The following is a 21,536-nucleotide window of genomic DNA, read 5'->3' on the forward strand; positions in this document are numbered from 1 at the left end:
TGGCCTACCCAACGGACATCGCGCCCGGTGTGTAGGAGCTATCAGCCCGAAGGCGGTTCGCGGGAAGCCCCATTCCCGTTGGCCCATGTTACCGGATGGGCGCCGCTCTGGCCGGCAGCCGGCGAATGACGCTTTGGGCTGCCCGCTGGACCGATGCGGCCGGTCAGCCCAGCCGCACCACGGTGCGTCCCAGCGAGCCGCCGGCCAGCATCGTGCCGAACACGGCCGGCAGTTCTTCCAGCGTCGCCTCTCGGGTGCAGATCGCATCCAGCTGCGTGGGCTTCCATTCGTCCGCCAGCAGCGCCCAGATGTCGTCGCGGATGTCGCGCGCGGTTCCCGCAGAGCCAATGCCCAGCAGCGAGACGCCGCGCAGGATGAAGGGCATCACCGTCAGCGAATCCAGCGACGGGGTGGCGGCCAGGCCGGCCGATGCGACGTTGCCGTAGGGCGCGGTCTGCGCAAGCAGGCTGACCAGCATCGGTCCGCCGACGTTGTCCAGGCCACCGCCGAAGCGGATCGATTCCAGCGGCCGCTTCGCCTCCAGCACCTCGCGGCCCAGCACCTCGCTGGCGCCGAGCGAGCGCAGGTAGCCGGCCTGGTCGGCCTTGCCGCTGATTGCATGGACCTCGTAGCCGGCCTTGCTGAAGATCGCCACCGCCAGCGAGCCGACGCCGCCGGTGGCGCCGGTGACCGCCAGCGGGCCGAGCTCCGGGCGCTGCCGGTTCTCGCGCATCCGGTACAGGGCCAGCGCCGCGGTGAAGCCGGCGGTGCCCAGGACCATGCTCTCGCGCAGGTCCAGGCCGCGGGGCAGGGCGACCACCCATTCGGCCGGCAGGCGCGCGTAGGCGGCGTAGCCGCCGTCGCGGGTCTCGCTCAGGCCGCAGCCGGTGACCAGCACCGGATCGCCCTCGCGGAACTTCGGATCGGTGGAGGCGACCACGTGGCCGGCGACGTCGATGCCGCCGACCAGCGGGAAGCGGCGCAGGATCTTGCCCTGGCCGGTGCCGGCCAGCGCGTCCTTGTAGTTGACCGAGGACCAGGCGGCCTTGACCACCACCTCGCCGGGCGACAGGTCGTCCAGCGACAGCGCTTCGATGCCGCTGCGGTAGCCGGCGTCGTCGTTGTGGATGCGGAAGGCGGGGAAGGTGGCGGGGAGGGACATCGATCATTCTCCGTCGTCCCGGCGAACGCCGGGACCCAGTGCCTTCGATTCTTGCCGGCCGGCTGCAAGAAATCAAAGCGCGTCAGAGGATGTCGGGATACAGGTCGCGCCAGTAGGGGTTGCCGGCCTCGATCAGTCCGATCTTCCAGCGGCGTTTCCATTCCTTCAGCACTTTTTCGCGGCCGATGGCCGATTCCATGCTTTCGTGGACCTCGTACCGCGCCGGGAATGCCCATGGGCGCTGGCGAGGTATGCCGCGTCGCCACGTGCCAGCAATTCCTACCGCAAGGCGTCCCGCCGCTTCTCGTCTATCCACTTGGACGCCTGCGCCGGGCTATACGCCCGCATCCACCCCAGCATCGCCTCGATGTCGCCGCCGTACCACAGGTCCGCGCGCTGGTCCGGGTGCAGGAAGCGCTCCTCCACCATGCGGTCGATCATCCCGATCAGTGGCGCATAGAAATCCTCGACGTCGAGGAAGGCGCAGGGCTTGTTGCCGATGCCGAGCTGGCGCCAGGTCAGCATCTCGAAGATCTCTTCCATCGTGCCGAAGCCGCCGGGCAGGGCGACGAAGCCGTCGGCGAGGTCGAACATGCGCGACTTGCGTTCGTGCATCGAGCCGACGATCTCCAGTTCGGTCAGGCCGCGGTGCGCCACTTCCCAGTCGGCCAGCTGCTTCGGGATCACCCCGGTGACCTGGCCGCCGGCGGCCAGCACCGCGTTGGCCACCGTGCCCATCAGGCCGACGTTGCCGCCGCCGTAGACCAGGCGCAGGCCTTCCTTGGCGATGCGGTCGCCCAGGGCGATGGCACGCTCGGTATAGGCCGGCTTGCTGCCGGCGTTGGAGCCGCAATAGACGCAGATCGAACGCATGGATCAGGTTCCGGACGAGGATGGAGAAGATGCCTGGGGCGGTTCCGGCGAGCGCGTGGTACGGCCGCACTCCACCGACTCCACCATGCCGCCGCTGTAGCGGACGCTGGAAACGACGGCCTGCCCCTGCGCATCGGTGCCGTTCCAGAAATCGACCGCGTAGCTGCCTGCCGGTGGATCGCCCTCCGGTCCGGCGGCACTGTGGGCCGACAGGGTGCTGTCCGGCTCGCGGCCCATCAGCGCCAGGGCCTCGCGGTAGTTCATGCCCGGCCGCAGCTGCGCGCAACGGACATGGACGGGCGTGTCGTCCTCTGCGGGACTGGTATTGGGCGTGGCCTGGTTGATCGGCATGGCGGTCGCGGAAGCGGCGAGGGCGAAGACGGACAGCAGGATAGTGCGCGATGGCAGTGGCATTCGCCGTTTCCTAAAAGGCGAAAGCCCGGGCAATGCCCGGGCCTTGCTTGTACCCGAGTGGCAGGCGATCGCGCGCCCGGTGCTGGCGGGCATGCTGCCTGCATTGGAACCGCACTGGACGCAGATCGATTTCATCGGTCGACTCTGGAGGGGAGGATCAGTCCTGGCCCTTGCGCTGGCGCACCAGCATGACCACGCCCAGGGCGATGAAGGCCACGCCGACGCCGCTGAAGGCGATCTGCCGGCTGGTCAGCGCCCCAACGATGAACATCGCGCCGGCGGCAATGTAGAGCCCGGCGGCGACGCGAGGTGGCAATCCCTTCGATGGCATGGTCACTCCTGTTGCTGGTAGGCGGAAAGCAGGGTTCCCGAAATCAAGAAGCCGGGCAATGCCCGGCTTCGTTGCCGTAGCCCCTTAGTAAGGGGCGGTCCGCGCCACAGGCGCGGAACGGCGGGTGTGGCAGCACTCAATGCAGGATTCTGCTGCGCAGAATCCTGCATCCACAAAGCCAACTTTCAGTTGGCTTTGTGGATGGCGCGCTTGTCCACCGCCATGGCCGCGTCGTGGATCGCTTCCGACAGGGTCGGGTGGGCGTGGCAGATCCGCGCCAGGTCGTCGGCCGAGCCGCTGAACTCCATGGTCAGCACGCCCTCGTGGACCAGCTCGGACACGCCCACGCCGACCAGGTGCAGGCCGAGCACGCGGTCGGTCTCGGCGTGCGCGATCACCTTGACGAAGCCGGCCGGCTCGCCCATGGCCACGGCGCGGCCGACGGCGGCGAACGGGAAGCTGCCGGCCTTGTACGGGATGCCTTCGGCCTTGAGCTGCTGCTCGGTCTTGCCGACCCAGGCGATCTCCGGCTCGGTGTAGATGACCCAGGGGATGGTGTCGAAGTTGACGTGGCCGGGCAGGCCGGCGATCAGCTCGGCCACGGCGATGCCTTCCTCGAAGCCCTTGTGCGCCAGCATCGGCCCGCGCACGCAGTCGCCCACCGCCCAGACGCCGTCCACGCCGGTGTGGCAGTGCTCGTCGACCACGATCTGGCCGCGCTCGTTGACCTGCACGCCGGTGCCCTCGGCCAGCAGGCCCCGGGTCGCGGCCTTGCGGCCGACGGCGACCAGCAACTTGTCGACGGCCAGGGTCTGCTCGCCGTCCTTGTCGGTGTAGGAGACGATGACTTCCTTCTTCTTGCCCTTGGCCTTGACTTCGGTCGCGCTGACCTTGGCGCCGAGCTTGATGTCCAGGCCTTGCTTCTTGAATTCCTTGAGCGCGACCTTGGCCACCTCCGCGTCGGCGGCGGCCAGGAAGTCCGGCAACGCCTCCAGGATGGTGACCTCGGCGCCCAGGCGCTTCCACACGCTGCCCAGCTCCAGGCCGATCACGCCGGCGCCGATCACCGCCAGGCGCTGCGGCACCTCGGTGAAGTCCAGCGCGCCGACGTTGTCGACGATGGCCTCGCCGTCGAACTTGGCGAACGGCAGCTCGATCGAATCGGAGCCGGCGGCGAGGATCACGTTGGTGCCCTTGAGCTCGACCTCCGAGCCGTCGTGCTGCTTCACCTTGACCACGTTGCCCGGCTGCAGCGTGGCGAAGCCGTAATACGGCGCGACCTTGTTGGCCTTGAACAGCGCCGCGATGCCGCCGGTGAACTGCTTCACGATCTTGTCCTTGCGCCCTACCATCGCGCCGACGTCGATCTTCGCGTCCTTGAAGGTGATGCCGTGGTCGCCGAACAGGTGGCCCATGTTCCAGTACTGGCGCGAGGAGTCCAGCAGCGCCTTGGACGGGATGCAGCCCACGCGCAGGCAGGTGCCGCCCAGGGCGGGCTTGCCGTCCTTGCCCAGCGCCGCGTCGATGCACGCGGTCTTCAGGCCCAGCTGCGCGGCGCGGATCGCGGCGTGGTAGCCGGCCGGGCCGGCACCGATGACGACGACGTCGAAGTTTTCAGCCATTTCGGGATTCCTTACGCTTTTCCTTCTCCCTTTGGGAGAAGGCGCCCGTAGGGCGGATGAGGGTACGGGTGCCGGGTGCGGCGCAGGTAGCCGACCCTCTCCCCAACCCCTCTACCCCGAGGGCACGTAGTCCCGGAGGGAGAGGGGCTTCAAGAATCACAGCCCGAACAGGATCCGGTTCGGGTTCTCGAGCTGGTTCTTGATGTCGACCAGGAACTGCACCGCGTCCTTGCCGTCGATGATGCGGTGGTCGTAGGACAGCGCGATGTACATCATCGGCGCGATCACGACCTGGCCGTTCTCGGCGATCGGGCGCTCCTTGATGGTGTGCATGCCCAGGATCGCGCTCTGCGGCGGGTTCACGATCGGGGTCGACATCAGCGAGCCAAAGGTGCCGCCGTTGGTGATGGTGAAGGTGCCGCCCTGCAGGTCGTCCAGGCCGAGCTTGCCGTCGCGCGCCTTCTTGGCGTAATCGGCGATGCCCTGCTCGATCTCGGCGAAGCCCAGGCGTTCTACATTACGCAGCACCGGCGTGACCAGGCCCTTGTCGGTGGACACGGCGATCGAGATGTCGGCGTACCCGTGGTAGATGATGTCGTTGCCGTCGACCGAGGCGTTGACGATCGGGAAGCGCTGCAGCGCGTTGGCCGCGGCCTTCACGAAGAAGCTCATGAAGCCCAGCTTGATGCCGTGGGCCTTCTGGAAGTCCTCGCCCAGCTCCTTGCGCGCGGCGGCGACCTTGGCCAGGTTGACCTCGTTGAACGAGGTCAGCATCGCGATCGAATTCTTCGACTGCATCAGGCGCTCGGCGATGCGCGTGCGGATGCGGGTCATCGGCACGCGCTCTTCCGGGCGCGCGCCGGCGGCCTTGCCCACGCCGCCGCTCCTGGCGTAGTTGACCAGGTCTTCCTTGGTGACCGCGCCGCGGCGGCCGGTGCCCTCGACCTGCGACGGGTCGATGCCTTCCTTGGCCGCGGTGAAGCGGGCGCCCGGCGGCAGTTCGCCGCCGGCGGCGACCGGGGCCGGCTTGGTCGAGGCGGGAGCGGCGGCCTCGGCCTTGGCGGCGGCGGCCTTGGGCTGCACTTCCTCGGCGCCGGCGGCGGGCTTGTCGTCCTTGGCCGGGGCCGCGACCGCGCCCTCCTCGATGATCGCCAGCAGCTGCTGGCTGGTCACCGTGTCGCCTTCCTTGAACTTGATTTCCTTGAGCACGCCGTCGACCGGCGAGGGCACCTCGAGCACGACCTTGTCGGTCTCCAGGTCCACCAGGTTCTCGTCGCGCTTGACCGCGTCGCCGGCCTTCTTGTGCCAGCTGGCGATGGTGGCGTCGGAGACGGATTCGGGAAGGACCGGAACTTTGACTTCGGTGGCCATGGGGCGTCCTTGGGGCGTATGTCGTGGGGCGAAGAGGCGGTGTGGTTCGTTACTCGGCGACGAACTGGTTGCCGGGCGTATTGACCAGCGCGTCGGCAACCAGCTTCAGCTGTTCCTCGACGTGGTCGGCGAAATGGCCCACGGCCGGCGAGGGCGAGCGGGTGCGGCCGGCATAGCTCAGGGCCTGGCCCTTGGCCAGGCAGGCCTGCAGGTGGTGCTTGATCTGGTACCACGCGCCCTGGTTCTGCGGCTCTTCCTGGCACCAGACCACGTCGGTGGCCTTGGCGTAGGTCTGCAGCACCGTGGCCAGCGCCTCGCGCGGGAACGGGTACAGCTGCTCGACGCGGACGATGGCGACATCGTCCAGGCCGCGCTTCTGCGCGTCCTCCAGCAGGTCGTAGTAGACCTTGCCCGAGCACAGCACCACGCGCTTGACCTTCTTCGGGTCGGCGGCGGTGTCCGGGATCAGGTGCTGGAACTCGCCGTTGGCCAGTTCGTCCAGGGTCGACACGGCCAGCTTGTGGCGCAGCAGCGACTTGGGCGACATGACGATCAGCGGCTTGCGCGTGCTCATCTTCATCTGCCGGCGCAGCATGTGGAAGCACTGGGCCGGGGTGGTCGGCACGCAGACCAGCATGTTCTCCAGCGCGCACAGCTGCAGGAAGCGCTCCAGGCGCGCGGAACTGTGCTCCGGGCCCTGGCCTTCGTAGCCGTGCGGCAGCAGCAGGGTCAGGCCGGAGATGCGGCCCCACTTCGCCTCGCCCGAGGCGATGAACTGGTCGATCACCACCTGCGCGCCGTTGGCGAAGTCGCCGAACTGGCCTTCCCAGATGTCCAGGGTGTTCGGATCGGTGGTGGAGAAACCGTACTCGAACGCCATCACCGCCTCCTCGCTGAGCAGCGAGTCGATGATGGTGGCCTGCTCTGGGCTCTCGACCAGCTGGCGCAGCGGCAGGTAGTAGCTGTCGGTCTTCTGGTCGTGCAGCACCGCGTGGCGGTGGAAGAACGTGCCGCGGCCGGCGTCCTGGCCGACCAGGCGCAGGCCGTAGCCTTCGGACAGCAGGGTGGCGTAGGCCAGGTTCTCGGCGAAGCCCCAGTCGCCGCCGATCTCGCCGGCGGTCATCTTCAGCCGGTCGTCGTAGATCTTGGCCACGCGCGGGTGCAGCGACACGCCCTGCGGGATCGTGTTGATGATCTTCGCCAGCTGGGTCAGCGTGCCCTTCTTGACCCGGGTGTCGACCGCGTCGGACAGCGAGCCGGACAGGTACTTGGACCAGTCGATGGTCAGCTCGTAGTCCTCCGGCTTGGAGGACGCCAGCTCGGTGGTGACCTCGCCGGCGTCGAGCTTGTCGCGGTAGTCGTCGACCAGCGCCTTGCCGGCGCCGGCTTCGATCACGCCCGCCTTCTCCAGCTGCGCGGCGTACAGCTCGCGCGTGGTCGGGTGCTTGCGGATGGTCTGGTACATCACCGGCTGGGTCGCCGCCGGCTCGTCGGCCTCGTTGTGGCCGTGGCGGCGGTAGCAGACCAGGTCGATGACCACGTCCTTCTTGAACTGCTGGCGGAAGTCGTAGGCCAGCTTGGCCACGAACACCACCGCTTCCGGATCGTCGCCGTTCACGTGGAACACCGGCGCGCCGACCATCTTGGCCACGTCGGTGCAGTACAGGGTGGAGCGGGCGTCTTCCTTGTTGCTGGTGGTGAAGCCGACCTGGTTGTTGACCACCACGTGCACGGTGCCGCCGACGGCGAAGCCGCGCGCCTGCGACATCTGGAACAGCTCCATCACCACGCCCTGGCCGGCGAAGGCCGCGTCGCCGTGGATCAGGATCGGCAGGACCTGCCTGCGCTCCTCGTCGCCGCGGCGCTCCTGGCGCGAACGCACCGAGCCGGCGACCACCGGGTCGACGATCTCCAGGTGCGAGGGATTGAAGGCCAGGGCCAGGTGCACCGGCGCGCCGGGGGTGGCGATGTCGGCGGAGAAGCCCATGTGGTACTTCACGTCGCCGGCGTGGGCGCGCTCGTCGTGCTCGAACTTGCCTTCGAACTCGTCGAACAGCTTGCGTGGGCTCTTGCCCAGGGTGTTGATCAGCACGTTGAGGCGGCCGCGGTGGGCCATGCCGATCACGATGTCCTTGACCTTGTCCACGCCGGACTGGCGGATCACCGTGTCCAGCAGCGGGATCAGCGCGTCGCCGCCTTCCAGCGAAAAGCGCTTCTGGCCGACGTACTTGGTGTGCAGGTAGCGCTCCAGGCCCTCGGCGGCGGTCAGCCGCTCGAGCACGCGCTGGCGGGTCTCGGCGCTGAGGTTGTAGTCCCCGCCGGCCGCCTCCAGGCGCTGGTACAGCCACTGGCGCTGTTCCACCTCGGAGATGTGCATGAACTCGGCGCCGATGGCGCCGGTGTAGGTCGCCTTGAGCCGCGCCAGCAGGTCGCGCAGCTTCATCCGCGGCTGGCCGGCCAGGCCGCCGGTGCTGAACTCGCTGTCGAGGTCGCGCTCGGACAGGTCGTGGAAGGCCAGGCCCAGGTCCGGCGGGTTCATCGGCGGGGTCAGCGCCAGCGGGTCGAGCTTCGCGCCGAAGTGGCCGCGGGAGCGGTAGGCGGTGATCAGGCGGCCGACGTTGCGCTCGCGCTCGTCGCCGCCGGCGGCCGGCGCCGTGGCATAGCCGTTGTTGGCGGCGTGGCGGGCGGCCTCGGCCACCTGGGCGATCACCGCCGAGTGCGGGACGTCGCCGGCCTCGCGGCCCCTGAACCCGTCGAAGTAGGCTTTCCACTTCGGGTCGACGCTGTCGGGGGAGACCAGGTACTGCTCGTACAGGTCCTCGATGAAGGCGGCATTGCTGCCGAGTTGCGAAGACTGCGCAAACTGCTTGAGTAGGTTGTCCACGATGAGTCGCGTCTGGGTGGGGGATGGGCCGGGACCGGCCCAGGCCCGGCGTGGCGGGCGTGACAGCCGCAAAAGTATAACCCCCAACGCCAGCCCGGGGACCTAGACCATCGGCCGAAACGCGCCGGCCGCCGGCCCGCGGGAGTGCGGCGGTTCACACTGTCGTGGATCGGTCCCCGGCTCGCGGGGCGGTCGCGTCGGTACCGGTGCCCGCGTGCAGGAACCGGACAACTGGTTCCCGGGTGGAATGCAGAAGCAGAGGCGAAAGCGTCGCTTCGTCCGGGGCCGCCGTCCCCTCGGGGTATGGCTTACCCCTCGGTCGGGCATCCTGCCCTCAACTCGGGGCCGTGGTACATCCCTGTGCCACTTGCGCCATACCCCGAGGGGACGACGTCCTCGGGCGCTTTGCGGTCGTGACTTCTATTGCCTGGTGAAAAGGCACCGCGACCCTGGATGATGCTGGCCTTCCCGTAGGAACCGGGGCCGCAAACGTGCGACGGCAATCCGGCGGCGAACGAAGCCACGGCCTCAAAGCGCCTCGAAGACGTGGCAGACCGGGTGTGTTGCGGCAGCGGCCAGGGATGGCCGCGTCGGCGAGTCGGCACACGGATGTGCCGCCGAGACGACCGCAACACACCCGGCCTGCCGCGGCTCAGCCCGAAGCCGACCACGCCTGACGCTCTTGCCTCTTGCCTTTTGCCCTCGCGGCGCAGGTCACCCCTGGATGGGCGAAGAACCATCTCCAGGAGCCCGAGTCGCGCCGGCAAGGCCGGCTCCTACAGGGCGCGGTACTCGGTGCAGGGGCGCGAGCGCTCCCAGACGCGGTCGAACTCCAGCTGCAGCCGGCGCGCGGCCGGCGCGTCGTCCACGCCGCCCTCGCCGTCGAAGCGGTGGCCCAGCGGCCGGAACAGCGCGCCGCCGGTGTCGTTGAAGGCGTAGGCGGACGGGTAGCGGGCGTCGACCGGGTCGCGGACCTCGCGGAAGGCGAACACGCTGGGCAGGCGCTGGGCCAGCGGCAGCAGCGGCGCGCCGCCGCGCTGCGGGGTGGCGGCGTCCTGCAGCAGCACCCGGATGCGGTGCTCGCCCGGACGGACCGCGAAGCGGCGCAGCGCGTCGAGCACGTCCATGCGGTCGAGCAGGCCCGGGTCCATGGCCCGGGTATAGAGGCCCAGTTCGCGCCGCGCATGCCCGGCCAGGGCGACCAGCACCGCGGCGGCGCTTTCGGCGTCCTCCACCGCGCTGGCGCCGGGCAACCGCCGGCGCATCTCGCGGTGGCCGATGCCGGCTTCCTCGAACGGCGGCCCGGCCGGGACGAAGCCGGCGCGGGCGTAGAACGGCAGTGCGTGCAACTGGGCGTGCAGCGATACCTCCGGCCACTGCCGGCGCCGGGCTTCCTCCAGCAGCGCGGCCAGCATCGCTTCGCCGATGCCGCGGCCGCGGCTGGGTGCCAGCACCGCCATGCGGCCGATCCGCCGTTCGGGCGTGAGCCGGGCGGTGCCCAGCGCGCGGCCGCCGGCATCCAGCGCCAGCACGTGGTAGCACAGCGGGTCCAGCGCGTCCCATTCCAGCTCGACCGGGACCTGCTGTTCCTGCACGAACACGGTCTCGCGCACCGCGCGCAGCAGGGCGTGGTCGCGGGCGTAGTCGGCGGCGACGATGGCGAAGTCGCGGCTCACGCGTCGTTGTCCGCGTCCGGGTCGTCGGCCAGCAGCGCGTAGTGGCCGGCCTGGTAGAGCTCGTAGGCGGCATCGCGGCCGGCGGCGGAGAGTGCGTCCCAGGCCGCGCCGTCGAGCAGGCGGGCGTCGGCCAGCAGGCGGGCGTCGGCCATCGGCAGGGCCAGCGTGCGGCCGCTGCAGAACAGGCTGGCGCCGTGCCGGCTGCGGCGCCAGGCCAGCCGCGAGGCGGGGTGGCGCTGCAGCGCCGCGCCGTGGGCCAGGTCCCAGTCCAGCTCGATCCGCGGCCGTTCGTCGCCGCGCGGGACCACGTCGCCGGCGGCGCGGTAGGTGGTGATGAAGCGGCCGAACCAGTCGCCGAGGCGGTCCGGGTCGTTCATCCGGATCGCGTTGAGCGCCGCGACCACGCGGTCCATCGCGGCCGCGTCGATCTCGTTGGGATCAGCCGGCAGTGCCAGGTCCTCGTCGTGGTAGCGGATGGCCTCGTCGGCCTCGGCCAGCACCTCGTCCAGCCAGTCGCCGATCAGTTCGGCCGCGGCCGGCGCGCGCATGCCGACCGAGAAGGTCAGGCACGGGTCCTCGGCCACCCCGTGGTGGGGCACCAGCGGCGGCAGGTAGAGCATGTCGCCCGGGCCCAGCACCCAGTCGTGGGTCGGCTCGAACCGCCGCAGCAGCTTGATCGCCACGTCCTCGTGGAATTCCAGGTCCGGCGCCGGTCGGCCCATCGCCGCGCTGGCGTCGATCTGCCAGCGGCGGTGGCCCCAGGCCTGCAGCAGGAACACGTCGTAGTGGTCCACGTGCGCGCCGACCGAGCCGCCGGTGGCGGCGAAGCTGACCATGACGTCGTCGATGCGCCAGCGCGGCAGGAAGCGGAAATGCTCCAGCAGCGCCGCCACGTCCGGGTCCCATTTGTCCACGTCCTGGACCAGCAGGGTCCAGTCGTGGTCGGGCAGGCCGGGGAAGTCCTCCTCCTGGAACGGGCCGGTGCGCACGTCCCAGCGCCCGCTGGCGCGGTCGAGGCTGATCAGGCGCGTCAGCGTGCCTTCCTCGCAGGCCAGGCCGGCCAGGTCCTCGGGCATCAGCGGGGTCTGCAGGCCGGGGAAGGCATTGCGGATCAGCAGCGGGCGCTTGTGCCAGTAGTCGCGCAGGAAGGCCTCGGGCGGCATGCCCAGCGGCGGCAGCCTGGCGGCATCGACCTCGAAGGGCGGTTCGGCGCGGCGGCCGCGGGAGGCGGGTGCGGCCTTCTTCGCGGCGGCAGCGGTGGCCTTGGCGGGCGTGGAAGAACTCTTGCGGGTGCTCATGTGGCGATCTCTTCGTAGCCGCGGCCGAGGAACTGGAGCAGGCACCAGCCGTGCCCGAACGGGTCGGCCAGCGGCACGATGCGGCCCCATGCCGCTTCGCGCACCACGCCCTCGGCGCGGGCGCCGGCGGCGAGTGCGCGGGCCAGCGCCGCGTCCAGGTCCTCGACCACGATGTCCAGGTGCAACGGGGTCCAGTGGCGCCGGTAGTCGCGCGCCGAACCGGCCGCGCCCTCGCTGCCGGCGTCCTTGCGCAGCAGGTAGACCGGCAACGGTGCGCCGGCCAGCTCCAGGCCGTCGTCGCCGAAGCGGCGCGCGGGCAGCAGGCCGAAGGCATCGCGGTAGAACGCCTCGGCGCGGGCCAGGTCGTCGACGTCGATGTTGATCAGCAGCTGCATGTCGGATCGCGTCGGCGTGGGGCGGAACTCAGCGGGCCGGAGTCGCGGCGGCTTCGTCGGCCAGGCGCTTGTCCAGCCGGGCGCGGGCCTGGTCGGCATAGGCGCGGCAGGCGCCGTCGCCGGCCAGCGGCCGTTCGGCCTGCGGCCCCAGCCGCGACCACAGGCCGCTGGCGCCCGGATGCGGGGTGATCAGGATATCGCAGGGCAGCGCGGCGACCGTGTCGAGCGTGCGGCGGAACGTGGCCACGTAGTCCGGGTGGGCCGAGAAACGCCATTCGTCGTCGGAGATCGCGCTCAGGCTGTCGACGTAGGCGATGTCGACGCAGCCGCCGTCCTCGCAGGAACGCCAGGTCCAGCTGGTCCCGCCGGGGGTGTGGCCGGGAGTGGCGTGCGCGACCAGGGCCAGCGGCCCCAACGTCAGCGCTTCGCCGCCGGCGATGCGGCGCACGCCGGCGACCGGGGCCATCTCTTCCAGCACTGCGTACTGCGGATCGTCGCGGCCGCTGCGACCGCTCTCCAGCACCACCGCGGCCGGTTCGCGCGCCACCACGGTCGCGCCGCTGGCCCGCTGCAGCGCGGCGATCCCGCCGGCATGGTCGAAGTGTTCGTGCGAGCCGACGATGTAGCGCACGTCCTCGACCCGGAACCCGGCCGTGCGGATGTTCGCCTCGATCAGCGCCGCACCCTTGGCGGTGCCGCCGTCGAGCAGGATGTTGCCGTCCGGCGAAGTCACCAGCAGTGCGGTGATGCCGCAGGTGCCGACGTACCAGGTGTCGCCGTGCACGCGATGGGGCGGGGATGGGTCGTCCCAGCCGGCATTGGCCGGGCAGGATTGCGGCGAAGAAGTGGCCTCGGGAGCCGCGGTGGCGGTCGCCACGGCGAACAGCGCGGACAGGGCGCTACAGGACAGCAGGAATCGCATGGGGAGTGGTTGATCCGGTGCGTGCGAGGCGGCAACTCTAGCAGCCATGGTGGCGCAATCCACGCGAGCCTGGTGCCCCATGCAGTCATCCCCGCGAAGGCGGGAAGCGCTTTCCCGCAGCCGGATCGCTGGTCATCCAGCGACTTGATTGCTGGTGCGGTGCAATCCCCAAAGCAAAGTCACTGGGTCCCCGCCTGCGCGGGGATGACCGTAGTTGGAGGCTTTCGCAAGGCCTGACCGGACTGCGAGGTGCATACGCCGGGTAGCGAAGCGTCGGGCCAGCCGCAGGTTCCTTTAGATGGCGCGCGCCAACCGCTCGGCCAGGCCGGTGTAGCCGGCCGGGGTCAGCGCCTCCAGCCGCGCGCGCGCTTCGGCCGGCAGATCCAGCGAGGCGACGAAGGCGCGCATGGCTTCCGCGTCGATCCCGTCCTTGCCGCGGGTCAGCGCCTTGAGCTGCTCGTACGGGTTGGGCAGGCCATGGCGGCGCATCACCGTCTGCACGGCCTCGGCCAGCACTTCCCAGGCCGCGTCCAGGTCCGCGTCCAGGCGCTCGGGGTTCACGCTCAGCTTGCCCAGGCCCTTGGCCAGCGAGTCCAGCGCCACCTGGGTGTGGCCGAAGGCGGTGCCCAGCGCGCGCAGCACGGTGGAGTCGGTCAGGTCGCGCTGCCAGCGGCTGATCGGCAGCTTGGCCGAGAAGTGCTCGAACAGGGCGTTGGCCAGGCCGAAGTTGCCCTCGGCGTTCTCGAAGTCGATCGGGTTGACCTTGTGCGGCATGGTCGAGGAGCCGATCTCGCCTTCCTTCAGCTTCTGCCTGAAATAGCCCAGCGAGATGTAGCCCCACACGTCGCGGGCCAGGTCGACCAGCACGGTGTTGGCGCGGCGCACCGCATCGCCCAGCTCGGCGACGTTGTCGTGCGGCTCGATCTGGGTGGTGTAGGGGTTGAACGGCAGGCCCAGGCCCTCGACGAAGCGCTGCGCGAATGCCGGCCAGTCCACGTCCGGGTAGCTGACCGCATGGGCGTTGTAGTTGCCGACCGCGCCGTTGATCTTGCCGGTCAGCTCGACTGCGGCGATCTGCCGGCGCTGCCGCTCCAGGCGCGCGACCACGTTGGCCACTTCCTTGCCGAGCGTCGTCGGCGAGGCGGTCTGGCCGTGGGTGCGCGACAGCATCGGCTGCGCGGCCTGCTCGTGCGCCAGCCGGCGCAGCGTGGCGGCGATGCCGTCCAGCGTCGGCAGCAGCACCGTGTCGCGCGCCTCGCGCAGCATCAGCGCGTAGGACAGGTTGTTGATGTCCTCGCTGGTGCAGGCGAAGTGGACGAACTCCAGCGCCGGTCCCAGTTCGGGGTCATCCTTCAGCCGCTCCTTGATGAAGTACTCCACCGCCTTGACGTCGTGGTTGGTGGTGCGCTCGATCTCCTTGACCCGTGCCGCATCGGCGACCGAGAGGCCGGCCGCCAGCGCGCGCAGCCGCTCCCTGGCACCGGCGGAGAAATCGGCGAGCTCGGCGATGCCCGGCTCGGCGGCCAGGGCCAGCAGCCATTCGACCTCGACCTTCACCCGGGCGCGGATCAGGCCGTACTCGGAGAAGATCGGGCGCAGCGCATCGACCTTGGACGCGTAGCGGCCGTCGAGCGGGGACAGGGCGAGCAGGGCGGAATCCGACATGGGGGCGTGGGGCAGGGCGGCGGGAAGCGCGACAGTTTAGCGTGCCCGTCCCGGCGCCGGCCCCGGTCCGGCGGCGCGGGAGGCTGGCGTATGCTGGCCGCCCCCGCCAGCCGCCGGCGATGCCGGCCGCCCGCCGTAGTCCATCCTCGCTGGAGACGGTCATGAGCAAGCCCCCCGCACGGCCCCGCGCCAAGGCGCCCGCCGCCGCCACGCCACCCGCGGCCCGCACCCGGATCGAGCGCGACAGCATGGGCGAGCTGCAGGTGCCGATCGACGCCTTGTGGGGCGCGCAGACCCAGCGCGCGGTGCAGAACTTCCCGGTGTCCGGCCGGCCGCTGCCGCGCGGCTTCATCCGCGCGCTGGGCCTGGTCAAGGCCGCCGCGGCCGAGGTCAACGCCGGCCTGGGCCTGCTGCCGAAGAACCTGGCCGGCGCGATCCGCGCCGCCGCGCTGGAGGTCGCCACCGGCGCGCACGACGCGCAGTTCCCGGTCGACATCTACCAGACCGGCTCGGGCACCTCCTCGAACATGAATGCCAACGAAGTGATCGCCGCGCTGGCGCAGCGCAGCGGCAAGGCGGGCAAGGCCAAGGTCCACCCCAACGACCACGTCAACCTGGGACAGAGCTCCAACGACGTGATCCCGACCGCGATCCGGGTCTCGGCGCAACTGGCCGTGGTCGAGGACCTGCTGCCGGCGCTCAAGCACCTGCGCCGGACCATCGAGCGCCGCGGCCGTGAACTGCGCAAGGTGGTCAAGACCGGCCGCACCCACCTGATGGACGCGATGCCGCTGACTTTCGAGCAGGAGTTCGGCGCCTGGGCCTCGCAGCTGCGCTCGGCCGAGGGGCGCCTGGAGGACAGCCTCAAGCGCCTGCGCCGGCTGCCGCTGGGCGGCACCGCGATCGGCAGCGGGATCAACGCCGATCCGCGCTTCGGCGCCAGGGCGGCCAAGGCGATCTCGGCGCTGGCCGGGACCCGGTTCGAGAGCGCCGAGGACAAGTTCGAGGGCCTGGCCGCGCAGGACGACGCGGTCGAGCTGTCCGGCCAGCTCAACGCGCTGGCGGTGGCGCTGATCAAGATCGCCAACGACCTGCGCTGGATGAACGCAGGGCCGCTGGCCGGGCTGGGCGAGATCGAGCTGCCGGCGCTGCAGCCGGGCAGCTCGATCATGCCGGGCAAGGTCAACCCGGTGATCCCCGAGGCCACGGTGATGGCCGCGGCGCAGGTGATCGGCCACCACACCGCGATCACGGTGGCCGGGCAGACCGGCAACTTCCAGCTCAACGTGACCCTGCCGCTGATCGCGGCCAACCTGCTCGATTCGATCCAGTTGCTGGCCAACGTCTCGCGGCTGCTGGCCGACTCGGCCATCGCCGGGCTGAAGGTGCGCGGCGAGCGGGTCAGGGAGGCCCTGGACCGCAACCCGATCCTGGTGACCGCGCTCAATCCGGTGATCGGCTACGAACAGGGTGCGGCCATCGCCAAGCAGGCCTACAAGGAGTGCCGGCCGGTGCTGGAAGTGGCGATGGAGGTCACCGGCCTGCCGGAGAAGACGCTGCGGCCGCTGCTGGACCCGGCGGTGCTGGCCAATGGCGGGATCCATGGCAAGCCGGGCGGCGGCGGGGGCTGAGGCTCCCGCGGGGCCGGCAAGCCCATGAGCGGAGCCCGTGCTGGCTGCGTTCGCAGGCCAGCAGGCGGGTTTCGAGATGCGGATCCACCAAGTCCTGTCCAGGGCCCGCAGGTGACGGGAGGAACGGCGCGCGATGGCTGGAGGCCCGCCGGAGTCAGTCCCGCGACGGCCACTCTCCGGGGATCTTCGCCCCCTGCAACACCCCGAGCGCGCTTTCGCACATCCGCCGTATCTCTTCGGCGGTACCAGTGTCGAGCCGGCCCAGGCGGCTGGCCAGCACCTGCTCGCGATAGCCCGACACGGTCTGGTCCGGGCGCAGTTCGGCCAGGGTCAGCAGCCGCCCGCGTTCGATCCGGTCCTGGTTGGCGTTGACATAGTGGAAGTAGAGCGGTGCCGCGCGTTGCAGGTAACCGTCGTCCAGCGCGGCGCACTTCTCGATGAGCACCGGCATGGCGAACGTGGCGACGTAGGCGATGTGGTCCTGGAACGCCTGTTCGCGCAACGGATCGCCGGCGGCAGCGGCATGGGCGGCCGGCATGGAAAGCAGCAGGGCGGTGGCCAGCAGCGTGCGCATGGTCGTCTCCGGTAGCGATGTCGGATGCAAGGAAGCTTCCGGCGCATCGGCACCGGGGCCGGCATTGCCGGCGGCCGCAATCGCAGCGGCTGCCGGCAGGGGGAGGGGCTATTGCTTGCCGGTGGAGGAGCCCTTCGCCGCCGCGTCGGCCTCGGCGGCTGCGTCCATGTGTTGCGCGTGCGTGCCGGCGTCGCGGTCGCCTTCATCGCCGGCGGACGCGCTGGACGGACCGTCGAGATCGAAGTCGTAGTTGCCGTCCTTGCCGCAGTCGTCGATATCGGACTGGTCCATGGTCGCGTAGGGCTGGAATGCCGGCAGTGCCTCGGCCAGCGCGTTCTGCGAGGCCAGCAGGCCGGGCATCAGGGCGCACAGTTTCTTGGCCTCGGCTTCGATGCGCCTGCCCTCGGCTTCCATCTGCTTCTCGAAGTCGTCGGTGGTGCCGGTGAACACGCTCTTCAGCGCGCCGGTGGCGGCCTTGATGCCCAGGTCCGCGCCCTGCATCCCGATCGCGATGCCGGCCTGGGCGATGCCGATGATGTGCCCGCGGTGTTCCAGCAGCAGCTTGCGCTGGGCCTCGTCCACCGGCACCGGCTTGCCGGCGATCAGCAGGTCGCCCTGCGGGGTGATCTCGGCCTTGGGCAGGTCCTTGCCGCCGGACCTGCTGCGGTACCCGAACCCGTGGTTGCCGCCTTTGCCGCCGACGCTGACGTTCTCGGTGGCCAGCTTCTCGCCGGCCTTGGTCATGGCTTCCTGGATCTTCCTGCCCAGCGCGGTGTTGGCCGCCGGGGCGGCCGTGGCGTCCGTCGAGGAGGACGCCGGCGGCGGGTCGCTCTTGCCGCAGGCCGCCAGCGGCAGCAGGGCGGCGAGTGCGAGGACGTGGAACTTGCGCATGGTCGGCTCCTCTCAGTTCTTGGCGAATTCGCGCCGGATTCCGTTTTCGCAGTCTTCGACGTCGTCCGCCTGCAGGGTGGCGTAGGGCTGGAACTGCGGCAGGCTGGCGGCCAGGCGCTGCTGCGTGTCCAGCAACGCCGGCAGGCTGTGGCAGATCTGCCGCACGCCCGGCTCGACGGTTTCCTTGATGGTCTTTTCCAGGCGGCGTTCCAGGCTGCCGGTCATGGCGCTGAACACCAGGCTGAACAGGCCGCGGTCGACCGTGTCGAGCGCGAGCTGCGCGCTGCGTTCGCCGATGTCGATGCCAGCCTTGGCGATGTCGATGACCTGGCCGCGATAGGCCAGCAGGTCCCGGCGCTGGCGGTCGTCGACGGCCACCGGCTTGCCTTCGATCAGGAAGTCACCGCGCGGGGTGATTTCCGCCCTGGGCAGCGGTTCGCGGTCGTTGTCCGCGCGCTTGCCGGACTTGCCGAAGCGCAGGCTCTGGCCCACCTCCAGGTTCTCGGTTTCCAGCTTGGTGCGGGCGGCGGCCAGTTCCTGGCGCACTTCCTTGCGCGCCTCGGCCAGTTCCGCGCTGATCTCCCGGGCGATGCCGCCGGCCTGCGGTTCGGTGGCCTGTGCGGCCAGCGGCAGCAGGCCGGCCAGCAGCAGGGGTAGCAGGCAGCGGCGGATGCGGGTGTTGTCCATGCCGGTTCTCCGTGTGGGTGTCAGCGCTTGCGCGGCAGGTCGACGGTGCCGCGCACGTCGCGGTGGCTGACGTCGCCGCTGCCGATGGAGCCGACCGACAGGCTGGCCGCGCCGCGCACGTCCACGTCGCCCGAGCCGACCGAGTCGACCCGCACCGCGCCGGAGACGTCGCGCAGGTCGGCGTCGCCGGAACCGACCGAGCCGACGTGCACGTCGCCGCCCGCGCCGACCAGTTCGAAGTCGCCAGAGCCAATACTGCCGACCTCGACCGCGCCACCGACGTTGCGGGCCTTGATGTCGCCCGAACCGACCGACAGCACCTTGAGCGAGCCGGCGCCGTCGATCCCGACATCGCCCGAGCCGACCTTGGCGGTGACCGGGCCGCGGATGCCGCGCAGCTTCGCATCGCCCGAGCCCACGTCCGCGCTGGCCGCCGCCGCGCCTTCCAGCGAGCCGTCGCCGGAGCCGACCACCAGTTGCACCAGCACGTCGTCGGGCACGCTGCCGGACAGGTCCAGCCAGGCGTAGTTGTTGCCGAACAGGCTGGACAGGCTGTCCTGCGCCTCACGGCGGGCGCGCACCACCAGGGTGTCGCCCTTCCTTTCCTGGGTCACGGTCAGGCCGGCCAGCCACTCGGGCTTGCTGGCGCAGGCGCGGCCGCGGACCGCGTGCTGGCCGCCGGGGGCGGCGCGCAGGTGGACGTCGTGCTGGTGGGTCTCGACGCGGATGGTCTTCACTCCGGCCAGGTCCAGCACGAGTTCGCGCGGGGCCGAGTGGCGGCAGTTGTTGTCGTTGGCCAGCGCCGCCAGCGGGGTGAGCAGGAGCAGACCGGTCAAAATGATGCGCATGGGAGTCTCCGTTGCTTAGGGTCAGGCCTCGTCGCGCCAGCGGCGCAGGCGGATGGCGGCGGCGATGAAGCCGATGCCGACCAGCGCGCCGATCCAGAGGTCGGCGGTGGCGAAGGCGTGCCAGCTGCGGGTCAGGTCGATGGCGCCGGCCAGGTCGTCGGGGGTATTGATCGTCACCGAGGTGTCGATCACCCCGCTGATCGCCGGGTACCAGGCGCCGGGCACCGCGCTCAGCAGGCCGCGGTAGACCAGGGTGTACCAGACCTTGTCGTGGGGCACGTCCACGCCGGGCAGGATGGTCATCATGCTGATCACCACGCAGGCCAGCAGTGGCACCAGCACCGCCCACAGGAACGGCTTGGAGCGGGCCCAGGCCGAGCAGAACATCAGCCAGCCCACGGTCGGCAGCGCCCACAGCATGTACACCGGCAACGAGGCCAGCACGCCGCCGATGATCCGCAGCGGGTGCGACTGGGTGAACACCGCGTGCGCGGCCGGCAGCCCGTTGACGGTGATGGTCAGCGCCGAGATCACCCACAGCGCCACGCCGATCAGCAGGCCCACGCCGATCGCCCACAGCGGCGCCAGCACCAGCGCCCAGGCGGCCTTGGACAGCACCATCTGCGAGTCCGACACCGGCAGCGACTTCCAGAACAGCACGCTGCGGTCGCGGCGGTCGTCGTACAGCGAGCCGAGCGCGTAGAAGAACACCACGAAGGCCAGCACGGTGCAGGCCAGCAGCACGCCGGCCAGCAGCATGCCGTCGCCCATCGCGCCCAGCGCCTGGCCGACCTGGTGCGAATCGGCGTCGTCGAATACGAATCCGCTGCTGCCCATGCTGCGCCGGGCCGCGATGCTGCCGATCACCGCCAGGATCAGGTTGAGCCCGACGATGATCGCGCCGGTGATCAGCGGCGCCCAGAAGAAGCCGCCGCGGTTCTCCCAGTATTCGCGCTGCAGCAGCCACTTGAACTTCGCGGTGCCGTGCGAGGGGTTCGTGGTGGAGGTGATGCCGTTCAGGGCGTTCATGCGTAAGTCCCCTTCATGATGGCGACGAACAGGTCGGCGAGGCCGGGGTTGCGGGTCTCGCCCAGCGCGGCCAGCTGCGCCCGTGGGGTGCCGTCATACAGCAGCACGGTCTTGCCGAACGGCAGGCCGCGTTCGTCGATGGGTTTCAGGGCACGGGCGGACTCGAGCGCGTCGGCGCCCACCAGCACTTCGGTGTAGCGTTCGGCGACCTCGTCCATCGGCGAGGACAGCACGATCCTGCCGTCGCGGATGAACAGCACGTCGGTGAGGATGTGCTCGATCTCCTCGACCTGGTGGGTGGTGACCAGGATGGTCTTGTCCTCGTCGAAGTAGTCCTCCAGCAGGCGCTGGTAGAACTGCTTGCGGTAGAGGATGTCCAGGCCCAGGGTCGGCTCGTCCAGCACCAGCAGGCGCGCGTCGATCGCCATCACCAGGGCCAGGTGCAGCTGCACGATCATGCCCTTGGACATCTCGCGCACGCGCAGCTTCGGGTGCAGCTGGGTGTTGGCCAGGAAGCGCTCGCACTTGGCCCGGTCGAAGCGCGGGTGCACGCCGGCGACGAAGTCGATCGCCTCGCGCACCCGCATCCAGCGCGGCAGCACGGCCACGTCGGCGATGAAGCACACGTCGTTCATCAGCTCGTCGCGCTGGGTGCAGGGATCCTTGCCCAGCACCGTCAGCTTGCCCTCGAACGGGGTCAGGCCCAGGATCGCCTTCAGCGCTGTGGTCTTGCCGGCGCCGTTGGGGCCGATCAGGCCGACGATGCGGCCGGCGCCGATGTCGAAGTCGGCCCCTGCGACGGCGACCTTGTTCTTGTAGGCCTTGCGCAGGCCGCGCGCGGAGATGACTGCGCCGGTGGCCGCGGCGGCGGCGCCGGTATGGGAATCGGCAACGTTCATCAGTGGTTCCCCGTGGAGTTGAGCAGGTCTTGCAGGGACAGGCCCAGGCGCTGGATGCGCTCGACCACCGCCGGCCATTCGTCCTTGAGGAAGCGCTCGCGCTCGCTGCTGCGCAGCTGCTTGGATGCCTCCTCGGTCACGAACATGCCCAGGCCGCGCCGCTTCTCCACCAGGCCCTCGTCGGCCAGTTCCTGGTAGGCGCGCGACACCGTGATCGGGTTCAGCTGGTACTCGGCGGCCACCTGGCGGACCGAGGGCAGGGCTTCGCCCGGCTTGAGGATTCCGTCGAGCATCATGGCGATCACGCGGTCCTTCAGTTGGCGGTAGATCGGAGCGCCGTCGCTCCACTGGATGTCACTCATGG

General features: G+C 70.2%; 20 protein-coding genes and 1 riboswitch. Of the genes, 1 reads left to right on the top strand and 19 read right to left on the bottom strand.

What is annotated here, in order from left to right:
* Positions 1-25: 25 nt before the first annotated feature.
* A riboswitch (Fluoride riboswitch) is annotated at positions 26-86 on the bottom strand.
* 77 nt (positions 87-163) lie between these two features.
* The 12 genes from WQ53_RS14360 to purB form a co-directional block, all read right to left on the bottom strand.
* Complete coding sequence (locus tag WQ53_RS14360; protein ID WP_052633390.1) at positions 164-1,162, bottom strand: YhdH/YhfP family quinone oxidoreductase; 999 nt, start codon at positions 1,160-1,162, stop codon at positions 164-166.
* 279 nt (positions 1,163-1,441) lie between these two features.
* Entirely contained in the window at positions 1,442-2,035 is a 594-nt protein-coding gene (locus tag WQ53_RS14370; RefSeq protein WP_052633392.1) for a TIGR00730 family Rossman fold protein, read from the bottom strand.
* Between the two features lie 3 nt (positions 2,036-2,038).
* A complete protein-coding gene (locus WQ53_RS17120) occupies positions 2,039-2,449 on the bottom strand; it encodes a hypothetical protein (RefSeq protein ID WP_052633393.1) in 411 nt (136 codons plus the stop codon).
* 157 nt (positions 2,450-2,606) lie between these two features.
* Complete coding sequence (locus WQ53_RS16885) at positions 2,607-2,780, bottom strand: MFS transporter (protein ID WP_144409338.1); 174 nt, start codon at positions 2,778-2,780, stop codon at positions 2,607-2,609.
* 185 nt (positions 2,781-2,965) lie between these two features.
* Complete coding sequence (gene lpdA / locus WQ53_RS14380) at positions 2,966-4,402, bottom strand: dihydrolipoyl dehydrogenase (protein ID WP_052633394.1); 1,437 nt, start codon at positions 4,400-4,402, stop codon at positions 2,966-2,968.
* A 156-nt stretch (positions 4,403-4,558) separates the two neighbouring features.
* Positions 4,559-5,773, bottom strand: a complete 1,215-nt coding sequence (gene sucB, locus WQ53_RS14385; RefSeq protein WP_052633395.1) for a dihydrolipoyllysine-residue succinyltransferase — start codon at positions 5,771-5,773, stop codon at positions 4,559-4,561.
* A 49-nt stretch (positions 5,774-5,822) separates the two neighbouring features.
* Positions 5,823-8,657 (bottom strand): 2-oxoglutarate dehydrogenase E1 component, encoded by a 2,835-nt coding sequence (locus tag WQ53_RS14390; protein WP_052633396.1) that lies wholly within the window; start codon positions 8,655-8,657, stop codon positions 5,823-5,825.
* A 776-nt stretch (positions 8,658-9,433) separates the two neighbouring features.
* Complete coding sequence (locus WQ53_RS14395) at positions 9,434-10,333, bottom strand: GNAT family N-acetyltransferase (RefSeq protein WP_082113054.1); 900 nt, start codon at positions 10,331-10,333, stop codon at positions 9,434-9,436.
* Entirely contained in the window at positions 10,330-11,631 is a 1,302-nt protein-coding gene (locus tag WQ53_RS14400) for a cupin domain-containing protein (protein WP_082113055.1), read from the bottom strand. The genes WQ53_RS14395 and WQ53_RS14400 overlap by 4 nt, the downstream gene beginning before the upstream one ends.
* On the bottom strand, positions 11,628-12,026 hold the full coding sequence (locus WQ53_RS14405; RefSeq protein WP_052633397.1) for a VOC family protein: 399 nt from the start codon (positions 12,024-12,026) through the stop codon (positions 11,628-11,630). The genes WQ53_RS14400 and WQ53_RS14405 overlap by 4 nt, the downstream gene beginning before the upstream one ends.
* 28 nt (positions 12,027-12,054) lie before the next feature.
* Positions 12,055-12,948, bottom strand: a complete 894-nt coding sequence (gene bla / locus WQ53_RS14410) for a subclass B3 metallo-beta-lactamase (protein ID WP_052633398.1) — start codon at positions 12,946-12,948, stop codon at positions 12,055-12,057.
* Between the two features lie 294 nt (positions 12,949-13,242).
* The gene (gene purB / locus WQ53_RS14415) at positions 13,243-14,613 is read right to left on the bottom strand and encodes an adenylosuccinate lyase (RefSeq protein WP_052633399.1); all 1,371 of its coding nucleotides are present in this window, start codon (positions 14,611-14,613) and stop codon (positions 13,243-13,245) included.
* Positions 14,614-14,861: 248 nt separating this feature from the next.
* On the opposite strand from purB, the gene WQ53_RS14420 reads away from it, so the two are divergent.
* Positions 14,862-16,244 (top strand): class II fumarate hydratase, encoded by a 1,383-nt coding sequence (locus tag WQ53_RS14420; protein ID WP_144409463.1) that lies wholly within the window; start codon positions 14,862-14,864, stop codon positions 16,242-16,244.
* A 154-nt stretch (positions 16,245-16,398) separates the two neighbouring features.
* Here the strand turns inward: WQ53_RS14420 and WQ53_RS14425 are convergent, their stop codons facing one another.
* From WQ53_RS14425 to WQ53_RS14455, 7 genes are all read right to left on the bottom strand, one after another.
* A complete protein-coding gene (locus WQ53_RS14425) occupies positions 16,399-16,818 on the bottom strand; it encodes a hypothetical protein (RefSeq protein ID WP_052633401.1) in 420 nt (139 codons plus the stop codon).
* A gap of 108 nt (positions 16,819-16,926) precedes the next feature.
* Positions 16,927-17,709: a hypothetical protein gene (locus tag WQ53_RS14430; RefSeq protein ID WP_052633402.1), complete on the bottom strand. Its 783-nt coding sequence runs from the start codon at positions 17,707-17,709 to the stop codon at positions 16,927-16,929.
* Between the two features lie 12 nt (positions 17,710-17,721).
* On the bottom strand, positions 17,722-18,396 hold the full coding sequence (locus WQ53_RS14435) for a hypothetical protein (RefSeq protein WP_052633403.1): 675 nt from the start codon (positions 18,394-18,396) through the stop codon (positions 17,722-17,724).
* A gap of 20 nt (positions 18,397-18,416) precedes the next feature.
* The gene (locus tag WQ53_RS14440) at positions 18,417-19,244 is read right to left on the bottom strand and encodes a DUF4097 family beta strand repeat-containing protein (RefSeq protein WP_052633404.1); all 828 of its coding nucleotides are present in this window, start codon (positions 19,242-19,244) and stop codon (positions 18,417-18,419) included.
* Between the two features lie 21 nt (positions 19,245-19,265).
* Positions 19,266-20,264 (bottom strand): hypothetical protein, encoded by a 999-nt coding sequence (locus tag WQ53_RS14445; protein WP_052634112.1) that lies wholly within the window; start codon positions 20,262-20,264, stop codon positions 19,266-19,268.
* 5 nt (positions 20,265-20,269) lie between these two features.
* Positions 20,270-21,172 carry an ABC transporter ATP-binding protein gene (locus WQ53_RS14450; protein ID WP_052633405.1) on the bottom strand — a complete coding sequence of 301 codons (903 nt, stop codon included), beginning with the start codon at positions 21,170-21,172 and terminating at the stop codon, positions 20,270-20,272.
* Positions 21,172-21,534 carry a GntR family transcriptional regulator gene (locus WQ53_RS14455; RefSeq protein ID WP_052633406.1) on the bottom strand — a complete coding sequence of 121 codons (363 nt, stop codon included), beginning with the start codon at positions 21,532-21,534 and terminating at the stop codon, positions 21,172-21,174. Before WQ53_RS14455 ends, WQ53_RS14450 begins: the two co-directional genes overlap by 1 nt.
* Positions 21,535-21,536 lie beyond the last annotated feature (2 nt).

The organism is Pseudoxanthomonas suwonensis (assembly GCF_000972865.1).
In the GTDB taxonomy this organism is placed as follows: domain Bacteria; phylum Pseudomonadota; class Gammaproteobacteria; order Xanthomonadales; family Xanthomonadaceae; genus Pseudoxanthomonas; species Pseudoxanthomonas suwonensis_B.